The organism is Flavobacterium algoritolerans (genome assembly GCF_030010385.1).
GTDB classification, from domain to species: domain Bacteria; phylum Bacteroidota; class Bacteroidia; order Flavobacteriales; family Flavobacteriaceae; genus Flavobacterium; species Flavobacterium algoritolerans.
This window is the reverse complement of record NZ_JASCRZ010000001.1, coordinates 672373-692194: the sequence shown is the minus strand read 5'-3', so window position 1 is coordinate 692194 and position 19822 is coordinate 672373. Positions and strand designations below refer to the sequence as shown.

16 protein-coding genes are annotated in these 19822 nt (G+C 34.1%); 6 read left to right on the top strand and 10 right to left on the bottom strand.

Annotation, left to right across the window (positions count from 1 at the left end; genetic code table 11):
- Positions 1 to 11 precede the first annotated feature (11 nt).
- Together QLS65_RS02995 and QLS65_RS02990 are read right to left on the bottom strand one after the other, a co-directional pair.
- The gene (locus QLS65_RS02995; RefSeq protein WP_099714209.1) at positions 12 to 761 is read right to left on the bottom strand and encodes a uroporphyrinogen-III synthase; all 750 of its coding nucleotides are present in this window, start codon (positions 759 to 761) and stop codon (positions 12 to 14) included.
- Between the two features lie 12 nt (positions 762 to 773).
- Positions 774 to 1445, bottom strand: a complete 672-nt coding sequence (locus tag QLS65_RS02990; RefSeq protein ID WP_282715121.1) for a DUF4271 domain-containing protein — start codon at positions 1443 to 1445, stop codon at positions 774 to 776.
- Positions 1446 to 1549: 104 nt separating this feature from the next.
- Between QLS65_RS02990 and QLS65_RS02985 the strand changes: the two genes are divergently transcribed.
- The 3 genes from QLS65_RS02985 to QLS65_RS02975 are packed head-to-tail and all read left to right on the top strand — an operon-like array spanning position 1550 to position 4064.
- On the top strand, positions 1550 to 2275 hold the full coding sequence (locus QLS65_RS02985; protein WP_282711273.1) for a polyprenol monophosphomannose synthase: 726 nt from the start codon (positions 1550 to 1552) through the stop codon (positions 2273 to 2275).
- A 12-nt stretch (positions 2276 to 2287) separates the two neighbouring features.
- Positions 2288 to 3628: a dihydroorotase gene (locus QLS65_RS02980; RefSeq protein WP_099714211.1), complete on the top strand. Its 1341-nt coding sequence runs from the start codon at positions 2288 to 2290 to the stop codon at positions 3626 to 3628.
- Positions 3629 to 3638: 10 nt separating this feature from the next.
- Positions 3639 to 4064, top strand: coding sequence for a DUF4296 domain-containing protein (locus QLS65_RS02975; protein ID WP_282715118.1), 426 nt, complete (start codon positions 3639 to 3641; stop codon positions 4062 to 4064).
- 9 nt (positions 4065 to 4073) lie between these two features.
- Here the strand turns inward: QLS65_RS02975 and QLS65_RS02970 are convergent, their stop codons facing one another.
- The gene (locus tag QLS65_RS02970; RefSeq protein WP_282715115.1) at positions 4074 to 5075 is read right to left on the bottom strand and encodes an NAD-dependent epimerase/dehydratase family protein; all 1002 of its coding nucleotides are present in this window, start codon (positions 5073 to 5075) and stop codon (positions 4074 to 4076) included.
- A gap of 93 nt (positions 5076 to 5168) precedes the next feature.
- Here QLS65_RS02970 and tyrS point away from each other — a divergent pair, with 93 nt between their 5' ends.
- The gene (gene tyrS, locus QLS65_RS02965; protein WP_282715113.1) at positions 5169 to 6467 is read left to right on the top strand and encodes a tyrosine--tRNA ligase; all 1299 of its coding nucleotides are present in this window, start codon (positions 5169 to 5171) and stop codon (positions 6465 to 6467) included.
- 59 nt (positions 6468 to 6526) lie between these two features.
- Here the strand turns inward: tyrS and QLS65_RS02960 are convergent, their stop codons facing one another.
- From QLS65_RS02960 to QLS65_RS02945, 4 genes are all read right to left on the bottom strand, one after another.
- Positions 6527 to 7507, bottom strand: coding sequence for a LuxE/PaaK family acyltransferase (locus QLS65_RS02960; RefSeq protein ID WP_282715754.1), 981 nt, complete (start codon positions 7505 to 7507; stop codon positions 6527 to 6529).
- 149 nt (positions 7508 to 7656) lie between these two features.
- On the bottom strand, positions 7657 to 7995 hold the full coding sequence (locus QLS65_RS02955; protein WP_099714215.1) for a T9SS type A sorting domain-containing protein: 339 nt from the start codon (positions 7993 to 7995) through the stop codon (positions 7657 to 7659).
- Between the two features lie 105 nt (positions 7996 to 8100).
- Positions 8101 to 9312, bottom strand: a complete 1212-nt coding sequence (locus tag QLS65_RS02950) for a hypothetical protein (protein WP_282715111.1) — start codon at positions 9310 to 9312, stop codon at positions 8101 to 8103.
- Between the two features lie 182 nt (positions 9313 to 9494).
- Positions 9495 to 12275: a TonB-dependent receptor gene (locus QLS65_RS02945; RefSeq protein ID WP_282715109.1), complete on the bottom strand. Its 2781-nt coding sequence runs from the start codon at positions 12273 to 12275 to the stop codon at positions 9495 to 9497.
- A gap of 177 nt (positions 12276 to 12452) precedes the next feature.
- Between QLS65_RS02945 and QLS65_RS02940 the strand changes: the two genes are divergently transcribed.
- Together QLS65_RS02940 and QLS65_RS02935 are read left to right on the top strand one after the other, a co-directional pair.
- Positions 12453 to 13136, top strand: a complete 684-nt coding sequence (locus QLS65_RS02940; RefSeq protein WP_282710941.1) for a response regulator transcription factor — start codon at positions 12453 to 12455, stop codon at positions 13134 to 13136.
- Positions 13137 to 14198 (top strand): sensor histidine kinase, encoded by a 1062-nt coding sequence (locus QLS65_RS02935; RefSeq protein ID WP_282715107.1) that lies wholly within the window; start codon positions 13137 to 13139, stop codon positions 14196 to 14198.
- Positions 14199 to 14272: 74 nt separating this feature from the next.
- Here QLS65_RS02935 and QLS65_RS02930 read toward each other — a convergent pair whose 3' ends face one another.
- The 3 genes from QLS65_RS02930 to QLS65_RS02920 all read right to left on the bottom strand — a co-directional run bounded on the left by QLS65_RS02930 (position 14273) and on the right by QLS65_RS02920 (position 19768).
- On the bottom strand, positions 14273 to 15340 hold the full coding sequence (locus QLS65_RS02930) for a glycosyltransferase (RefSeq protein ID WP_282715105.1): 1068 nt from the start codon (positions 15338 to 15340) through the stop codon (positions 14273 to 14275).
- A gap of 202 nt (positions 15341 to 15542) precedes the next feature.
- Positions 15543 to 16232, bottom strand: a complete 690-nt coding sequence (locus tag QLS65_RS02925) for a hypothetical protein (RefSeq protein WP_282715103.1) — start codon at positions 16230 to 16232, stop codon at positions 15543 to 15545.
- A 92-nt stretch (positions 16233 to 16324) separates the two neighbouring features.
- Positions 16325 to 19768 carry a hypothetical protein gene (locus tag QLS65_RS02920; protein ID WP_282715101.1) on the bottom strand — a complete coding sequence of 1148 codons (3444 nt, stop codon included), beginning with the start codon at positions 19766 to 19768 and terminating at the stop codon, positions 16325 to 16327.
- Between the last annotated feature and the right edge of the window lie 54 nt (positions 19769 to 19822).

Sequence of the window (19822 nt, the reverse complement as noted above, 5' to 3'; positions counted from 1 at the left end):
AAAGTAATTTTTTATTTTCCTTTATTAGCTTCAATAATGTATTTTTCCAAAGCCATTGTCATAGAAGGTGTTGCTGGTGTTGGTGCAAGAATATCTACTCTTAATCCATGATCCAACGCTTCTTTTTGAGTAGTGCTTCCAAAAACTGCAATTCGAGTATTGTTTTGTTCAAAATCTGGGAAATTCATAAACAATGATTTTATTCCGGTTGGGCTAAAGAAAGCTAAAACATCATAATATACATCGGCTAAATCAGATAAATCACTCATTACCGTTCTGTAAAAAACAGCTGGAGTCCAGTCTACTTTTAATGCGTTCAGCGTTATTGGCGCATCGGCATTTAGTTGGTCTGAAGCAGGCAATAAGAATTTTTCGTCTTTGTATTTTTTTATCAGCGGAGATAAATCAGCAAAATCTTTTGGTCCAACGTAGATTTTACGTTTTCTATACACTACGTATTTTTGCAGGTAAAAAGCAATAGCTTCTGATTGGCAGAAATATTTTAATCCTTCTGGAACTTTATAACGCATTTCATCAGCCACTCTAAAAAAATGATCTACGGCATTTTTACTCGTTAAAATAATTGCGGTGTAATGATTAAGATCGATTTTTTGAAGTCTAATCTCTTTTGCATTAACTCCTTCTACATGAATAAAAGGTCTGAAATCAATTTTTACTTTATGCTTTTGTTGAAGTTCAAAGTAAGGGGAATTCTCCACTTTAGGCTCAGGCTGTGACACCAAAATTGTTTTCACTTTCATATTTAACGGTTTCTAAGCACTCCCTTTTGTAAACCAATAATACATAAAATAATAGGGTGCTATTTCAAGAGCGCAAAGATATAAAATAAAATAAAACAACTTACCGAATATTATATTTTGATAATTTTTTATTGAAATCAAATAAGTTAAAATATTAATTATCAATATTATAGCAATAATTAGCAATGGAATATTTCTTGAAAATGATTCGTAATAAAACAAAATAATATTCAACGGCAGTATGATTAGTCCAATATAGGTTCTATAAGTCACCTTTTGGAGGTTAAACTGCTCCATAAATTCTTCAATATTGAAGGATGTGGCTATTATTTTCTCAATCAAATATTTAGATAAAACAAAAAAATTTAGGAAAGTAAAAATTTGAATGTAAAGGATCCAATCTGTCTTTGAAGCATGGCCAAAATAACTTAGCGAAATTTGGATGAAGAAAGCAAGTGAAATGACTTGGACAAAAAACAAGGAAATGGTAAAACCGCTTTTTAGGTGGCTGCTGTCTCTGTACACTTTGTTGTATTTGTTGGAAAAAATTAAATTAGCAAAATCACCAAATCTGTTTTCGAAAACAGATTTTGTAACAGCAATAATAGCAAATGACAGAACAAAAAGCACGGTTGCCCAGTCTTTGCTCTCAGTTATTCTTGGATGAAGTATATTTTCGATCATAACGCTGCAAAATTACTAATTTTTATATCATTCTTTTTATTATAATTTTATTAAGGATGAAATGGCATAAAAAGTTTACTTTTGCGGTGAAATTAGTCAAAAATATGAATGATTGTATTGTTATAATTCCTACCTATAACGAAATTGAAAATATAGAAAGCATTATTCGATCGGTGTTTTCGCAGCATAAATCTTTTCATGTTCTTATTATTGATGATAATTCACCGGATCATACTGCTGATAAGGTTGTTTTACTTCAGTCTGAATTTGGAGGGAGATTGTTTTTGGAAAAAAGAGAAAAAAAATCGGGTCTGGGAACGGCTTATGTTCATGGATTTAGGTGGGCATTAGCGCATCAATATGATTTTGTTTTTGAAATGGATGCTGATTTCTCCCATAATCCAAATGATTTAGAGAAATTATACAATGCGTGTCATTTTGGCGATGCTGATTTAGCGATTGGTTCGCGTTATGTTACCGGAGTAAATGTGGTAAACTGGCCGTTGAGCCGTGTATTGATGTCCTATTTTGCATCAGTTTATGTACGAATGATTACCGGAATGAAAATTCATGATGCCACTGCAGGTTTTGTTTGTTACAAAAGAAGAGTGCTCGAAGAGATTAATTTAGATAAAATAAAATTTGTTGGATATGCTTTTCAAATTGAAATGAAATACAGAACGTATTGTAAAAAATTTCAAATTGCTGAGGTTCCCATCATTTTTACCGATAGAACAAAAGGGCAATCCAAAATGAGTAATTCGATAATTATTGAAGCCGTTTTTGGAGTTATTGCACTTAGATTAAAAAGATTAGTCAACACATTATAAGAAAAAGACAGGATGAACAGGGTTTTAATTAAGAATGCCAAAATAGTAAATGAAGGGGTGATTTTTGAGGGCGATGTATTAATTGAAAATGACTTAATTGTTGAGATTTCAGAAAGTATTAGTGCAAAATCCTCTCAATGTAAAATCATTGATGCCGAAGGAAATTATTTGATTCCGGGTGCAATTGATGATCAAGTGCATTTTAGAGAACCAGGGCTGACACACAAAGGAGACATCGAATCAGAATCCAGAGCGGCGGTTGCAGGAGGAATTACTTCATATATCGAACAACCGAATACGGTTCCTAATGCGGTTACCCAAGAAATATTAGAGCAAAAATACGAGTTGGCTGCCGAAAAATCGTATGCGAATTATTCTTTTATGATGGGCGCAACCAACGATAACTTGGAAGAAGTTTTAAAAACAAATCCAAAGAATGTTGCCGGAATAAAAATATTTTTAGGTTCCTCAACAGGGAATATGTTGGTAGATAATGAAGCTACTTTAGAGAAAATATTTTCGAGTACACCCATGCTTATTGCGGTGCATTGTGAAGATGAAGCGACTATCAAAAATAATTTAGAGAAATACAAGGCAGAGTTTGGAGAGGACGTTCCTGTTACGGTTCATCACCTTATCAGAAGCGAGGAAGCGTGTTATATTTCGTCTTCCAAAGCGGTTGCGCTGGCTAAAAAAACAGGTGCCCGCTTGCATATTTTTCATCTTTCGACTGCCAAAGAAATGGATTTGTTTACAAACAAAATTCCTTTGGAAGATAAGAAAATCACTGCCGAAGTTTGCGTGCATCATTTATGGTTTACCAATGATGATTATGCTACTAAAGGCAATCTTATAAAATGGAATCCAGCTGTAAAAACGGCGAATGACAGAAAAGCACTTTGGGAAGCATTGCTGGATGACAGAATTGATGTGGTTGCAACGGATCACGCGCCACATACATTAGAAGAAAAAAAACAATCGTATTTGAATGCGCCTTCTGGTGGGCCATTAGTGCAACATGCTGTTGTAGCTATGTTTGAAGCGCATCACCAAGGAAAAATAAGCATTGAAAAAATTGTGGAGAAAATGTGCCACAATCCTGCGAAAATTTTCAAAATAGAAAAACGTGGTTTTATCAAAGAAGGCTACTATGCGGATTTGGTAATTGTAAATTCAGGTTTGCCTTGGAGCGTAAAAAAAGAAAATATTTTGGCTAAATGTGGTTGGTCTCCATTTGAAGGTTTTACGTTTAAATCCAGAATTACCCATACTTTTGTAAACGGGCAATTGGTTTATACCGCTTTTAAAGTAAAAGACATTCGTGCAGGAAAACGTTTATTATTTGATAGATAGAATTTTGTAAATGAGAAAAATCATAACATTTTTAACGATTGTAACACTGTTTGTAAGCTGTAAAGAAGAAGTGGTGAACAAGCCGGAACGACTTATAGAGAAAGACGTTATGGTGGATATTATGTATGATTTATCTATTTTGGAAGCCATAAGAAATCAAAATCCGGCTTCTCTGGATACCTTTAAAATAAATTCGAGAGACTATATTTTTAAAAAATATAAAATTGACAGTGTTCAATTTGCTAAAAGCAATGTTTATTATGCCTCTGATTACAATGAATACAAGAGCATGTTTGAACAAATCAGAAAGCGATTGGAAGCAAATACAAAGAGTGTGGATTCTTTGGTCAAATTGAAAAAAAAGAAAAAGAATCCTATTGGTGACAAAAAGCAAAAACAAGCAGCAATCAGCAGGGATACTACAAAATTAGACTAAGAAAAGAACTTATAGATTAGAGATTTCTTTGATGTATTGGTGAATATTTATAAAATCAGTTTTCAAGGTATCTTTAATCTTTTGGTTCGAAAAAATAGTTGTCGAGTACGAAGCTTTAGCAGTTGTTTGAGACAGTTTTCTCTTTTGTTGCAACACATTCGAAATAAACCAATCCAATCTCCAAAGCATTTCCATAAAAAAGGGTTTTGCGTGAATTTCAGGTTTTTTAACACCCAATGCATCAGCCATAGAATTCAGAATGTCACGGAAAACACTATTTTCGGCAATCAAGGTGAAGCGTTCATTCTTAATTTCGCTTTGCATTAATTGATGCGCCATCCGAATAACATCAGTAACGGCAACAAATCCTGTTGAACCCAGCGTGTAAAATTTTAATCCGTTTTTTACTTTCGTAAAAAGTTGTCCACTTCCTTGCTCTCTAAAACCGGGACCAAGAATAACGCCTGGATTTACAATTATTACATCTAAACCTTCTTGTTGCCCACGCCAAATTTCCATTTCGGCACCATATTTAGAAATGGCATAATCATTATGTGGTTTTTCTGGATTCCATTCGGTTTCCTCGGTAATGAATTTTTCATGAGGCAGTAAATCGCCCAAAGTAGCAATAGAACTTACAAAACACAGTTTTTTTATTCCAAAAGCGATACAAAAATTCACAATATTCGCGGTGCCTTCAATGTTTGTTTTTCGCAATGCATCTTCATCTTTTGGGTCAAAAGAAATCAAAGCGGCACAATGATACACGGTGTCAATATTTTGAAAAGCGATTTCTAACGAAGGAACTTCGGTAATATCTGCGGGAATCCATTCAATTTGTTCGAACAACGATTCCTTTTTATAGGTAGCAAACAGCGATTTGGTTTTCTCCATCGAAGCGAGACTTCGATAAATGGCGCGTACTTTTTCACTCCCGATACTTCGGGATTCAATTAAATGAAGCAATAAATGTGCGCCTACTAAACCAGTTCCTCCTGTGACTAAAATCATTTTGTAAAGATAATTAGATTGTTCGATTTTTAGACCGATAGATTTTCAAATTATGCAATTAAAGCTATCTTTGTGAAAATTGATTTTTATAAAATGAAAAATATTATTTCCGAATTACAATGGCGCGGTCTAGTTCACGACATTATGCCTGGAACTGAAGAACAACTTCTAAAAGAAATGACAACGACTTATATAGGATTTGATCCAACATCGGATTCCTTACATATTGGAAGTTTAGTGCCTATAATACTTTTGGTTCACTTGAAAAATTTTGGACATAAACCTATTGCATTGGTTGGTGGAGCTACAGGAATGATTGGTGATCCATCTGGGAAATCGGATGAGAGAAATCTCTTGGATGAAGCGACTTTGAATCATAACGTAGAGGGAATAAAAAGTGTTTTATCTCGTTTTTTAGATTTTAATTCGAATGAAATAAATGCGCCAGTTCTGGTAAATAATTACGATTGGATGAAGAATTTGTCATTCATTAATTTTGCTCGTGATGTGGGTAAACGAATCACAGTGAATTACATGATGGCCAAAGATTCTGTAAAGAAAAGATTGTCGGGTGAAGGCGAAGGAATGTCTTTTACGGAATTTACGTACCAATTAATTCAAGGGTATGATTTTTACCATCTGCACAAAGAATACAATTGTTTGTTGCAAATGGGGGGTTCTGACCAATGGGGGAATATTACAACAGGAACAGAATTAGTTCGTCGTATGAATGTAGGTGAAGAGGCTAAAGCATACGCGATGACTTGTCCTTTGATAACAAAAGCGGATGGTTCTAAATTTGGAAAATCCGAAGGAGGAAATGTTTGGTTAACCGCTGATAAAACTTCGGTTTATAAATTTTACCAGTTTTGGTTGAATACGACCGATGTTGATGCAGAAAAATACATTAAGATTTTTACTTTCTTAGATGCGGCAACAATAGATGCGTTAATAGAAGAGCATAAAACGGCTCCACATTTAAGAGCTTTACAAAGAAAATTGGCCGAAGAGCTTACGGTTTTTGTTCATTCAAAAGAAGATTTAGAAAATGCGATAAAAGCATCGAATATTTTGTTTGGGAATTCGACTTCGGATGATTTGAAACAATTGGGTGAAGCAACTTTCTTAGATGTTTTTGATGGTGTTCCTCAAGCGGAAATCAGCAGAACCGAAATCGAAGCAGGAATTGATATCGTTACTGTTTTGAATGAAAAAACAGGTTTTATGAAATCGAATGGAGAAGCAAGACGCGCTTTGACAGCTAATTCTATTTCAGTGAATAAAGAAAAAGTTGCCGAGGATTTTGTGCTTTCAACAAAAGATTTAATCAATAATCAGTTTGTATTGTTGCAAAGTGGAAAGAAAAATTATTTTGTGGTGAGAGTGGTTTAATAGCTTATTTGTTTATTCGTTGATTTGGTTAACCGAATCAACAAATTACCAAATAGACTTTAAAGAACCATCAAGTTACAACCTCTAATATCAGAATTATCAAAACGTCCCAATACCTCGAAAGAGTTGTTGGGATTTTTTTTGCCCAAATCCTGCGTAGCAATAAACGAACAAGAATTAATGTTGGCCAAATCAATCACGTTGATTCCGCCTGTTTTTCCGTCTTGAATGTAGGTTAAAGCATCTTCTGTGTCACGAACGAGGATTTGTATCCAAGAAGGGCATTCAAATACGCCGTTTCCTAAAGAATAGGCTTGCGAAAGCAATTCGGTCATTCCATATTCAGAATGTATGGCAGAAACGCCAAATCCTTTACACAATTGTTCGTGTAATTCTTCGCGAATCATTTCTTTGCGTTTGCCTTTCATACCGCCGGTTTCCATGATAATGGTATGCTGCAGTTGAAACTGGTGTTTTTCAATTAAATCCAATAAAGCAAAAGTAACACCAATCAGAATGACATTTTGACCGGCTTGGTCTAAAGCTATGAGTTTGGCAATCAGTTCGTCATGATTGTGCAGGTAAAAACCACTATCAGGATGATTGGACAGTTCAATTAAATCCTTGACCATGTAAATTAAGGAAGAACCTTCTCGTTCTAGATAGGATGGAAGCAAGGCTAAAATGACATAATCTTCGATATTGCCATAGAATTCTGAAAATCCTTTGCGGTAGCTTTCTTCATATAAGGTAACATCGGTAACCAGATGTTTGCTGGTAATCATTCCGGTTGTTCCGCTGCTGGTAAAAGTTTCCTGAATTGGATTAGTATTGGAAACCACTTCATGACTCTTAAAGAACTGAATCGGTAAAAAGGGAATCTGCTGTAATGACTTTACTTTATGAGGATCTGTTTTTAAAAATTTACAAAACTCTTGATAGACCAAGTTGTTTTCGTATTGGAAACGAAACACTTTCAAGGCGATTTTCTCAAACTGTTTTTGACTGGAAATAGCAAATATATCGGAGGATGTAATCAAGAATTTTTTTTGCAAAAGTAATCAAAAATTTTAAGGCAAGCTCATTTACAAAAGTGCAATAGTATGTTTTTGGACTCGCCTACATTAGAATTCGGCATAAAAAAAAGCCCCAATAGGAATTGGAGCTTTTGTATTTAAATGTTGACGTATTATCTTATAATTAGTTTTCTGGTCGCAGATGCCTCTTTTTCATTAATCTTTATGATGTAAACACCGGAAGTTAGATTAGAGACATTAAGCTCTCTGGAACTAAGCATTGTTTGAAGCACTTTTTTTCCTAAAACATCAAAGATAATGATTTCTTTATCTAAGTCATTTTTTGAAGTAATGTAGACTTTCCCATTACTCACAGGGTTCGGGTACAAGTTTAAACCTTCGATAACGGCGGTTTCTTGTGTTTTTGGTTGTTGCTTAGTTTCCTGAGCATTAGTGCTCATAGAAAATAAAAAAACCAATAAAAGGGTAGTATAAAAGTAGTTTTTTGCCATCGGATTAGATTGAATAGTAAATATACAAAAAATAATTCAAAAAGCGTACCAAAAAAAACATCCTGAAAACTCAGGATGTTTGATATAAATATATGCGGGTGTTTTTTATAAATTCGATAGTAAATTAACACCATCTACAATAGCCCATGCTCCAGGAGTCAATACTGCTCCAGATGCTGTTGTGCTTGTTGTGAAGTTTGCAGGTAAGAATGAAACTGTAAAAGCTGCACCAGCGCCCCATTGAGCTGTATTAGTGTCTGAAATTTTTACATTTAACATTTTTATTTTACCAGTAAGAACTTGATTTGTGTTTGTAGCAGCATCTTGTATTCTAACGGCAACCGCATTTACTGTTGTAGTTCCTGAAACTGCAGTATTTGTGTATCCTGAAATTACTACATTAGAATATTCTCCGTTTCCTTCTTTTTTGAATTGGATTGCATCTATTTCAAGTGGGTTACCAGCCTCAGTTGCTGTACCGGCAGCTCTTCTTAAAGTAATATTAGATACTTTTGGGAAGAAAGTATTGTTCACACTTTTAGCTTCGATTTCCATTCCAAAATTTCCAGCTCCAGTTTGATAAGCATACCAGTTAGTGTTTGCTTGACCTTGCCATCCATCTTGCCAGTCAAAAGAATCATCTGTGTTTCCGTAAGAAATAAGGTTTTTAGCACTTACAGTTCCTCCGTAAAATTCAAAACCGTCATCAGCTCCTTTGTAAGCAACAAGATTTTCTAATACTGTTCCAGAACCTACTGAATAGAATGAGAAACCATTCATCTCAGAATTTCCGTCAAGGATTTTTTTACCTGCATATTCTACTCGTACATATTTCAAAGAACCACCATTATGAGCAGCATTTGTACCACCATAAACTATATTTGTTCCGTCTTCAGAAGTTGCAGTTGTAATAGCACTTCCGTCAGCTGCTTTTCCAGAAACGATAGGAGCATCACCAAACATGATTATACCTCCCCAAGAACCTGCAGTTTTAGATTTTTCAGTAAATACAACAGGTTCTGCTGCAGTTCCAGAAATATTTAATTTCCCGCCTTTTTCTACTAATAAAGCATCTGTACCGTCAGCTACATCAGCAGTAATTACTGAACCAGCTTCAAAAGTTAGTGTAACATCGCTTTTTACTCTTACTGTACCTTTAATAGTATAAACACCTTTTGTGTAGGTTTTTGTTGCTGTGATATCTCCTGTGATTTCACCCGTTGCAGTTGGTGGAGTTGTTACAACATCGTCATCACTTGAAGTACAACTTGTAAAAACCAAGCTCAATAATGCAAGACTGAATACTAATTTTTTCATTTTTAATGATTTTAAAATTATAAGTTTTTTTGTTAATTATTTATTTCAAAAGTACTTCCGAGCTTCTGAAATTTAGTTATGTAATTGTTATTAAAGTATTATATAACAATGAATTTGATGTAAAGTTTATGTTACTTATGTAAACAAAAAAAGAGCTATTAAAGCTCTTTTTTTTGTTGTTTTTAAAACGTGTATCCTATGTTAAGGGAGAACCCGACACCTTTTTTGAATTCTCTTAAAATTAGCGAGTCTTCTGTAATGTTTAAAGTGCTTTTGCTTCCCAACTCTTTTTTGTAACTTGGATTTAAGATGTTGTCTACTCCAAATTTAAGTTCGATACTTTTTGAAATTGAGTTAGTCCAAACAAAATCTAATTTACTGAAAGATTTCTCGTAGATATGATCAATTCCTGAAGAACCTACAGCGAAAATACGGTCTCCATAAACATTATATACTAAGGTCATAGAGTTTTTCCAATCTTTATTAAGGATGAAGTCATACTTTAAATCAGAATTGATTAACCAGTTTGAAGCACCTTGCAGCTTACGATTTGTGCTGTTTTCTAATTCATTCCCTTGTTTCTTAATGTCAATTTTAACATCAGTACTCATCAATGACGTATTGAAACCTAAAGAGAAATTAGAAAGAGATTTGCTGATTCTGCTCAATTGGAAAAGCATTTCTATTTCGGCACCATAAATAACCGCTTGCTCTGAGTTTTTGAAAGTTGTGATTTGTCCACCGCTATTTGCAGTTGGTTTGAAAACTCTTTCAATAGGATCGTTAATCATTTTTCCAAATACTCCTACAGCAAATAATTCTTTATTGTTAGGAAACAATTCATATTTGAAATCAACATTATAGTTTTCACTGTCTTTCAAATCTGGGTTTCCACTTTCTGAAGTTCCATCGGCATTAATGTAATTTATTGGTAACAACTCCATCGCTACTGGACGAGTTATTGTTTTTGCCAATGACACTCTCAAATTACTGTTTTCATTCAAAATACGTTTCGCATTTATAGATGGTAAGATATCAAGTTTGTCATCTGTCTTTTTGCGGTAAGCGCTTCCAAAAGGATCACCTTGTTGTCTGTATTTTATGGTACGAGTAGAACTTTCACCTCTAATACCAGCATTCAAATCCCATTTTTCTCCAAGATTCATGAACAAATTGAAGTAACCAGCATTAACAAACTGATTCAATTTTACTTTATAATCTCCGTTAGATTCTTCCTGAACATAAACAATTCCGTTGTTGATATCTTCGTTGATGTTTTGGCTTATAGTACTTAAATCAGCAGTATAGTTTTTCTCCAAATTTCTTCTTCCTGAGAAGAAACGGTAAGAAGATTCCATGTCGTTCAGCGAACTGTTGTATCCAATAGATAATTTATTAGAATCTTCCTTGTCTCCAAATTTTAAATTATATTCTAAAAGTGAAGAGTAATAGAAGTTTCCTTTTACATCAAGAAATTGACGGTTCAAGTTATTACCACCATAAGACATATTTATTTGGCTGTCACTTACTTTTACACCAGTGATAAATTTTCTGTCAGGTTGTTGAAAAGAAGTTTTCACATAAGAACCTCCAGCTTTTATGCTGTGTTTTCCGTCTTCGGTTAATTTATAATCACCGTACAATTGTGAGTTCCAATAATTAGATTCTTCGTATTGATTTAATCTAATAAGGTTGTTTGTCTGATTTGCCAAACTGTTTGTGTAGCCTACTTGGTCTTGAATTTTGCTTTCAGTCGCTTTAATCAAGAACGTATTGAAGCTTAAATTAAAACGATCTGTCTTGTACTTCAATCCTGCTAAACCAGAAAAAGTAGTTTGGTAACTGTATTGCGTATTGTATAAATTATTGTCGTAGTTCCCTTGTCCAAGATTGAAAGTTCTGTCAACACCTTCTCTGTACGAGTATTTGTTGTCAAAGTTGAAAGACATGATGTAACTAATGTTTCTTTCGTTTTTAAGATTGAATTTTTGAGCATGTAAAAATCCAATACTAGAATTCAAAGGACTTTTTGTATTGTTAACATCCCATGATTTTTTACCAAATCCATTTTCGTATTCAGCAGGAGAAAGTTTTTGTCCACTTGGAACTGATCCAAAAATACCAGGAAGTGCTCTGTCATTACCAATCAGTCCTAAAGTTCCCTTTGTTGAATTTGCATCATCAGAAAGTAAGAAGTCTTGAAGATTATTGTTAGTCGTATATCCAAAACCAATATTCAATTTAGTGATGTTTTTTGGTTGAGGTGTTTCGATATTAACGGTTGCTCCGGCAAAATCTCCAGAAATGTTAGTATTGAAAGTTTTGTATATATTTAATACTCCCACAACATCAGTAGGGAATAAATCTAATGGAATGATTTTTTTGAAAGGACTGTTTGATGGTGATTGTAAATCGTTTATCAATAAGTTATTGTAACGGTCTTCTAATCCTCTAATGAATAAACCTCTTCCGTCAACTTTAGTGATTCCGGTGATTTTTGTCAAACCTTCTTCAACATCGCTAACTCCTTTACGAGCCATTTCTTGAGCACCGATGCTTTGTTTAATTACGACCGCTTGTTTTTGGTCTAATAAAAGAGCCGTTTCCTTTTCTCTGCTTGCTGTGTTTCTTACAACAACATCTTTCAGGGTATAGCTACCAGAACCTAGTGCTCTGTTAATAGTTACTGTTTCATCAGCAACCACTGTCACAGGAATTTCTACAGATTCATAACCTACAAAACTAAGTTGTAAAGTATAGCTTCCAGGTAGTATAGTTATGGTATATTTACCATCAATATCAGTATTAGTTCCTATATTTGTTCCTTTAATAAGAACGTTAGCAAAAGGTAAAGACTGATTATTAGCATCTTTGTCTGTTAAGATTCCAGAAATCGTTCCTTTATTCTGTGAAAAAGAAATAACTGTTATTAATAACGTGAAAAATAGTAACTTGAATTTCATTTGGTTTTAATTTTTTTGCAAAGTAACGTCTGAAATGTAAAATGTAAGTTAATGGCTTGTTATGGTTATGTTTTGTTTTGGGTTCTAAAATCGCCCCAATATTAAATTACGGTTAACACCATTTGAATATCCCATTTATGATTACATTTACAATTCAAAAACAATTTTTGGCGCTTTATGAAGAAGAAAAACACGAAGATTTTATTAGTAGATGATGAACCGGACATCTTGGAAATAGTAGGGTATAACCTCTCTCTAGAAGGGTATCAAATCGTTACGGCAGCAAATGGTAGAGAGGCAATAGCGAAAGCTAAAAAAGAAATGCCAGACCTTATTATAATGGATGTTATGATGCCGGAAATGGATGGAATGGAAGCTTGCGAAAACATTAGAAAGATTCCTGAACTCAGTAATGTAATCATCACTTTTTTGACAGCCAGAAGTGAAGACTATTCTCAAGTTGCAGGCTTTGATGCTGGTGCTGATGATTACATCACAAAGCCCATTAAACCTAAATTATTAGTCAGTAAAGTAAAAGCATTATTACGTCGATTAAAAGAAAAGGAGCAAAACAGTGAAACACTTAACGTAGGCGGAATAGAAATAAATCGTGAAGAATATAAAATCGTTAAGGATAATATTGAAATTGCATTGCCTAGAAAAGAGTTTGAATTATTCTACCTGCTTGCTTCAAAACCTGGAAAAGTATTCAAACGTGACGAGATTCTCGACAAAGTTTGGGGAAATGAAGTAGTTGTTGGTGGAAGAACGATTGATGTTCACATCAGAAAACTAAGAGAGAAAATAGGAGAAGAATTGTTTAAAACAATAAAAGGAGTAGGCTATAAGTTTGAAGTGTAAATGACAATAAATTTTAAAAAAACATATCGTTTTGCCGTAAAGTCAGCGCTTTACATCACTCTTTTTTCTACAGGATTAGTTGGTTTCCTCATGTATTTATTTTTTACCTTTTCCTATCGTTTTTGTATGATTTTTGCCATTGCTATAGCTGCTTTTTCATTTATTGTCATACAGTATCGAGTAGAGCGATTTATCTATAAAAAAGTTAAAAAAATATACGATGACGTCTCTTTATTAGAGTCAAGTACTTTCAGGAATCAGCCTATTACAACAGATATGGCGACGCTTACACGCGAAGTGAAAAAGTTTGCCACCGATAAAAAGTTAGAAATCGAAACTTTAAAAGTTCGTGAAGAATATAGAAGAGAGTTTCTTGGGAATGTTTCTCATGAACTTAAAACGCCTTTGTTTATGGTTCAGGGATATTTGTCAACCTTGCTCGATGGAGCCATGAGCGATAAAACAATCCGAAAAAAATATTTAGAACGCGCCGAAAAAGGAGTAGAACGATTGATTTATATCGTACAAGATTTAGACATGATTTCTAAACTGGAAATTGGAGATTTGAACTTGGAAATTGCCGAATTTGACATTGTTAAATTAGTTCAAAATGTCTTTGATTTGCTCGAAATGAAAGCTTCTAAGAAAGATATCCTCTTGATGTTTGACATGAAATACAACAAACCGGTCATGGTGGTTGGGGATCAGGAAAAAATACAACAAGTAGTGATGAATCTTGTTGTAAACTCAATCAAATACGGAAAAGTAAAAGGTTCTACGGAGGTAAGTATTGAAGATTTGACAGATGAAAAAGTCATTGTTCGAATCACGGATAACGGAGAAGGAATAGAGAAAAAAAATATCCCAAGACTTTTTGAGCGTTTTTACAGAGTTGATAAGAGCGGAGCAAGAACCGAAGGCGGTTCAGGTTTAGGTTTATCCATTGTAAAACATATTATTGAAGCGCATGATGAGAAAATTTATGTAGACAGTACGTATGGCGTGGGTTCTGAATTTTCTTTTACACTTGAAAAAACAAAAACAAGTAAGAAAACAACATAAAACCTACGATTCATAGAAATAAAAAAACCGATTCTTGTGAATCGGTTTTTTTATTTCTATGAATCAAATTTTGATTATTTTCTAAAAACTTGGAACAAATTTGCCCATTCAATTTTAGAGTCTAATCGAGGCAATCCTTTATATTCCTCAATCTCTAGAATATTTTCCATTCTAAAATCATCTTGGGTTGCATAAGGAACCAGACCTTCTTTTTTCAATTTTTTGGCTAAATATTCTTGTTCATATTGCCCGGGTGTTGGAATAAAAAAAGCCTTTTTTCTTAGTTGAGCTAAATCCATGATTGTAGTATAACCCGAACGGCAAAGAACCATTTCACTTTCGTTAAAAGCCTGCTCTAGTTCAGTTGAATTCATGAAGTTGTAATAAGTGACATTTCCAATTATTGTTGTTTTTTGCTCCTTTTCTATATTTCCCTCAATAAAAATTGCATTACCGCTGTAGTTAACAATTTCTTCTTTTAAATGTTTTTCTAACATGCCACGTTGAGGTTCAGGACCAGAGAGAATTACCAGTAAATCATATTTTTTTGGTAACAATTTCTTTTGGAGTCTGCTCAAAGGACCAATGTATTTTGTTTTGAGATTTGGATTGTCAATATGACCTAATTTACCGGTTAAATTTGGAGTTCCAGATAGATCGGGAACCCAGCATTCCGTATATTTTTTTATAATTGATTGATGAATTTTACTGGTTATCCAAGTGGTATTTCCGGTCATCACATTCAATTGATGGGTAATAAATACAGAAGGTACTTTTTTGCTGAAAACACCCAATCTATTGTCTGAAATAATGCCGTCTATTGCATATTTTTCAATCCAATTTTGGATTATTTTTTTTTCTTCCAGAATGGCTTTAATCATTTTTGGGCCATTCTTTATTAGTTTCCATTTAAAATTGGCGCCATTTTTAGCATATTCAATTTGATAGGATGGGAGTTCCAGAGTTTGTACGTTGGGAAACTCTTTTCGGAGTAATTCAAGAGCAATACCATCAGAGGCAATTATGGGAATATAGTTGTTCTCTTGTAAAGCTCTAATAATTGGAATGCAACGGGTGGCATGACCTAAACCCCAGTTTAAAGGCGCAATCAAAATAGTTTTAGGGGCGGTTTTTATATCCATTTCTAATTGTATCAAATGTTTTTTATAGTTGAAAGATACATAAGTTAAGCCCTTTTTTGTATTTGCAAAATATTACTAAACTATTAAATTATCCAATGTTTGGAATAGCAATTTCGGATTGTTTTTTTTCTATTTTTGGACTAAAATAAAGAAAGGCTATCTTTTTACAGACAGCCTTTCCGATATGTTTTCTATAAAAAGATTATTCTTGTATGTAGGTTTTATTTCCGTTTGCGTTAATGTAATATTTTCCGCCTCGAGGACCAGTATATACTTTTTTACCATTGTATTCACCTGTTATTTTGTCGGCTACATTAGGTGCTTTTTCATTGGTTTCCTTGATTTTTTTTACTGATTTGCTGCTTGTAGCTTTTTCTTTTATCGCAGTTTTAGCCGTCGCTGCTTTATCTTTGGCAGTTTCTGCTTTTTTTGTAGCTGTTTTTTTAGATGCTGTTGCTTTTTCTTTAGCTATGGCAGCTTTATCTTTTGCGGTTTCGGCTTTATCTTTGACTACTTTATCTTTAGCAGTTTCCGCTTTTTCTTTAGCTGTAGTCGCTTTGTCTTTGGCAGCTTCCGCTTTGTTTTTTGCTATTTTTTTAGAAGTTGCAGCTTTATCTTTTGCAGTTTCGGCTTTGTCTTTTGTTGTTTTTTCTTTAGCTGTAGTTGCTTTGTCTTTGGCAGCTTCTGCTTTGTCTTTAGCTGTTTTTTTAGCCGTGGCTGCTTTTTCTTTGGCTATAGCCGCTTTATCTTTAGCCGCTTCCGCTTTTTCTTTTTTGGCTTTAGCCAATTTTTCAGATTTAGCTTTTGCTGCTTTCTTTTCGGCTGCAGTTTCTTGTGCTTGCAAGTTTACTGACAAAATAATTACAAAACATAACAACAGTAATTTTTTCATAATAATTTGATTTTAAATTTTATATAATAAAAATAATAAAAAATAATCATAGTTTATAAATTCAATCAATGAAATTATTCCAAATTTCAGTATTAAAAATAAGCTCTTAATTGAACATTTCCGGTATGAATGGTTTGGCTTGATTCGCTTTTTCGTCCTTGATAATTGAAATTAATGTCTAAAAACTGTGTGATGTTTTTTTGTAAAAGCAATCTCCAGGTTAGGTTCTGTCCAGTTTGTAATCCTTCCAGCATTTGAAATCCAACCGAAGAAAATTCATTTCCTTCAAATTTATTTTGGTAAAAAGAGACTTCGCCATTCAGCGTTATTTTTTTATCGCTGGCGTAAGAAAAGGAAGTTCCAAAGCGGTTTTGTAACAACGTTTCGAAAACTCCAATTTGGTTTTCTTTGCTTTGCAATTCATAAAAGAGATCCCAGCTGGTGTTTTTAGAGAATAAATAACTGATTTTTGGTGCCAATTGATATCCGTTTATGTCATAATTTTTTTCTGGGAAATTCTCGGATTGAATAGTTGTCTGGATTGTTTTGGCAAAAAAACCGAACAGCCAACTTTTTTTGTACAAATGTCCATACTGCAATTGATGCGAACTGTTGGTGGCTTCTTGCGAACCTATCGATAACAAGTTTTTTGTTTTATTCTGAAGATAAGAATAGGTAATCGAATGGTTTTGCTTTCCCCGATTATAAAACAAGCTGTTCCTCAAGCTGGAATTTAATCCAAGTACATTCTCATTAGAATCGCTAAACGGGTTTAATTCAAAATTAGCTCCGTCACTTCTCGTTTTTCGGTCAATTATAAATGCGGTTTGATTATAGAAATAAGAAAGTAATTTTTTTAATCCTTTTTCATTTTGCCATTGATTCGGGTTTAAGGTCACGGATTGTGAGAACTTATTTTGATGTGTTTTTATATAGATCCGATTGGGTAAAAATACTCTGATGAATTTTGCCTGATCGATAAACGGAGCGACTTCAAACTCCTGCAATTCCTGAATTCCATTGCCGTTATAATCATTCCAGGTATAAACGCCCTGACCTGCGGAAACCTCCAAATACGTAAATTCCTGTTGCGGAATGGTTCCTGAATTCGTTTCATAAACGGTTGTGCTTTGGATTAATTGATTGAAAAAACGATCCGTGTACACTATTCTGGAATTTAATGTAGGTTCTCTTTTTCTCGTTGCATCCACAAAATCCAAGATTCTGTAATTGGCATAAATAGATAAATCACTTCTGTTGGTTTGTATCAATTTAGATTTTAACATGAAAGTCTGGGAGGAATTTACCCGCTGCAGCAGCATTCCGACACTTCGGGATTGTAGGCTGTCATTGGTTCTTCTTAAATAGCCCAATTCTACAAAAACTTTTGTGCTGTCGCCACGACCGGTAAAAAAACCATACTCCGTAAATTTTTGGCTTAGAGCCGAAAACTGATTTGTTGCTTTGTCTTTTTCTTGATTGTCTTCTAAACGCAAGCTGGAGCCAACCCAATTTTTATCGAAATGAAAACGCATTTGAGATTGGTTTCTTAAAAATTTCGACGATAAAACACTTCCATCACTTTTTAGGAAACTGCCTTGGTTTTGAAAAGTCCATTTTTTTATTTGAAACAAACCATTTAAAATATGTCTGCTACCCGAAAAATTTTCAGAGAAATCCAGTTTTTCAAACTGATACAACAACAGTCCTTTAGTAGTAGATTTTGGTTCTGGATTTAAGTCCAATTGCAAGCCGGAAACCAATAAACTTTGATTTCCAATGGCAGCGGTTCCTAAATTCCAGTCTCGGTCAAATTCTATATTGTACAGTCGTTCCACGGATCTGAAATCTTTTTGTATAAATTGATAATTCGCAAAAGCATCAACCTGCCATTTTTTTGAAAAAAGCCTTTGCTTGGCATTGATTTTTCCGGCCAAGCCTTGATTGTTGCGGTCATCAATGGATGAAAATAAATTTTGATCATTGTTACTAAGGCCAATTTCAAAATCGACAGCCGTTTTTTCGCTGGGTTTGTATTTTCCCAAAAAGGTGGCAACTTGAATTTTTGTTGGTGCAATGAGCTGAATTATGGGTTCATAATTTCCTTGAGGAAGACCATTTATGGGTTCAATATATTCATAAACCCGAGTAATGGTAGCCGAATTTGTCACGATATAATTCCCATTATTTACTCCGACCAAAGTGAAACGGACGTTGAATAATTCCTGTTGAGCATCATTTGAATATTCGAAAATTTCAATGGCATTAACTATCGTTTTTCGATACAATACTTTGTTCTCGGAATAGGAATCAGCATAGGCAGAAGGTGCTGTCATTAAATCAGGATTGTCTCCTGAATTGACTAATATCTGGGCTTGTTCTTGTGATAAATTTTGTTGTAGCGGCTGATTTTTCAAGTCGTTTTCCGAATATAAATAGCCTCCAAAACTCCATTTTTTATTTTCATGCGTGGCACCGGCATACGTTACAAAACGGGTGTAATTCCTGTCGGAATATTGATATTCTATGGCAATCCGCATTTCGGAAGTGATGGTAAAAAGTGGTGTAAATACAATTTCACCGGCATTGTAATCTATCGTATAATCATTGTTTTCACCTCGTTTCAGTAAAATACCATTTACATAAACCCGCTCTGAGCCCGAAACTACCAGAACATACAATTCTCCGTTTTGTCCCTTTAATTTGTAAGGACCTTGATTGCCTTCCTGTCCCACAAAATTACTTTTGGCATATTGTCCTCGAACGAGTGCCGCTGATGCAAATACATTCGTTTTGTTTTCTTCGGTTCCAAAGTTGAAATTAGTCGACAGTCCCTGTACTTTTTTATTGAAATTCAAGAATTGGGTTTTCTTGTTTTCTAGAAAAATATCTCCTGCTCGAATGTTCCATTGGTCACTGAATAATTCCATGAAAACATTATCAAACTGATCCAGTTTTTGAGAATAGCCGCCATCCTGCAATGGAATATTACTGTCTTGAATGGAAGCTCTTAAGCTTACTTTTTCGGAAATCTTACCAGTAATTTGTAAATCTAAATTAGAATTCAAAACAGCATTTTGATTGTTTCCTATAGTAATGCCACGGGTAATGCTTCCGGAAGTATTCAAGCCGTCAAAAGGAACGTTTTTCTTTAGGTTTTTCGCTTCAATTGTATACAAATTCCCGTTCCCGGCTTCATTGCTGACCACTCTGCTGGGGTCGTAAATGCGGTATTCTTGGGTTAGTATTTCAGGGAATTTAAGATACTGTACTGTAAGTGAATCGGAGGTAAAAGAACTGTCTTCCTTTAAAATCAGAGTTCCCTTTTTGAAATTTATTTTAAATAAAGTACTGTCGATAGGCTTGCCATTGGCGTCAAGTAATTTGAAAAAACTGGAATTAATACTTTCTTTTTCAATATAAATTGTGTCGCGGGAAAGAAGGATTTTTTTGGTTTTGTACAGCGAATTAATTTCCTGAGCATGGAGCCCAGAAAAACAGCCTATTACAATCCAAAAAAGTAATTTTTTCAACATAAATACTATAACTCGAAAGTACCAAAAGTAGTATTTATAATTCGATAATTAGAA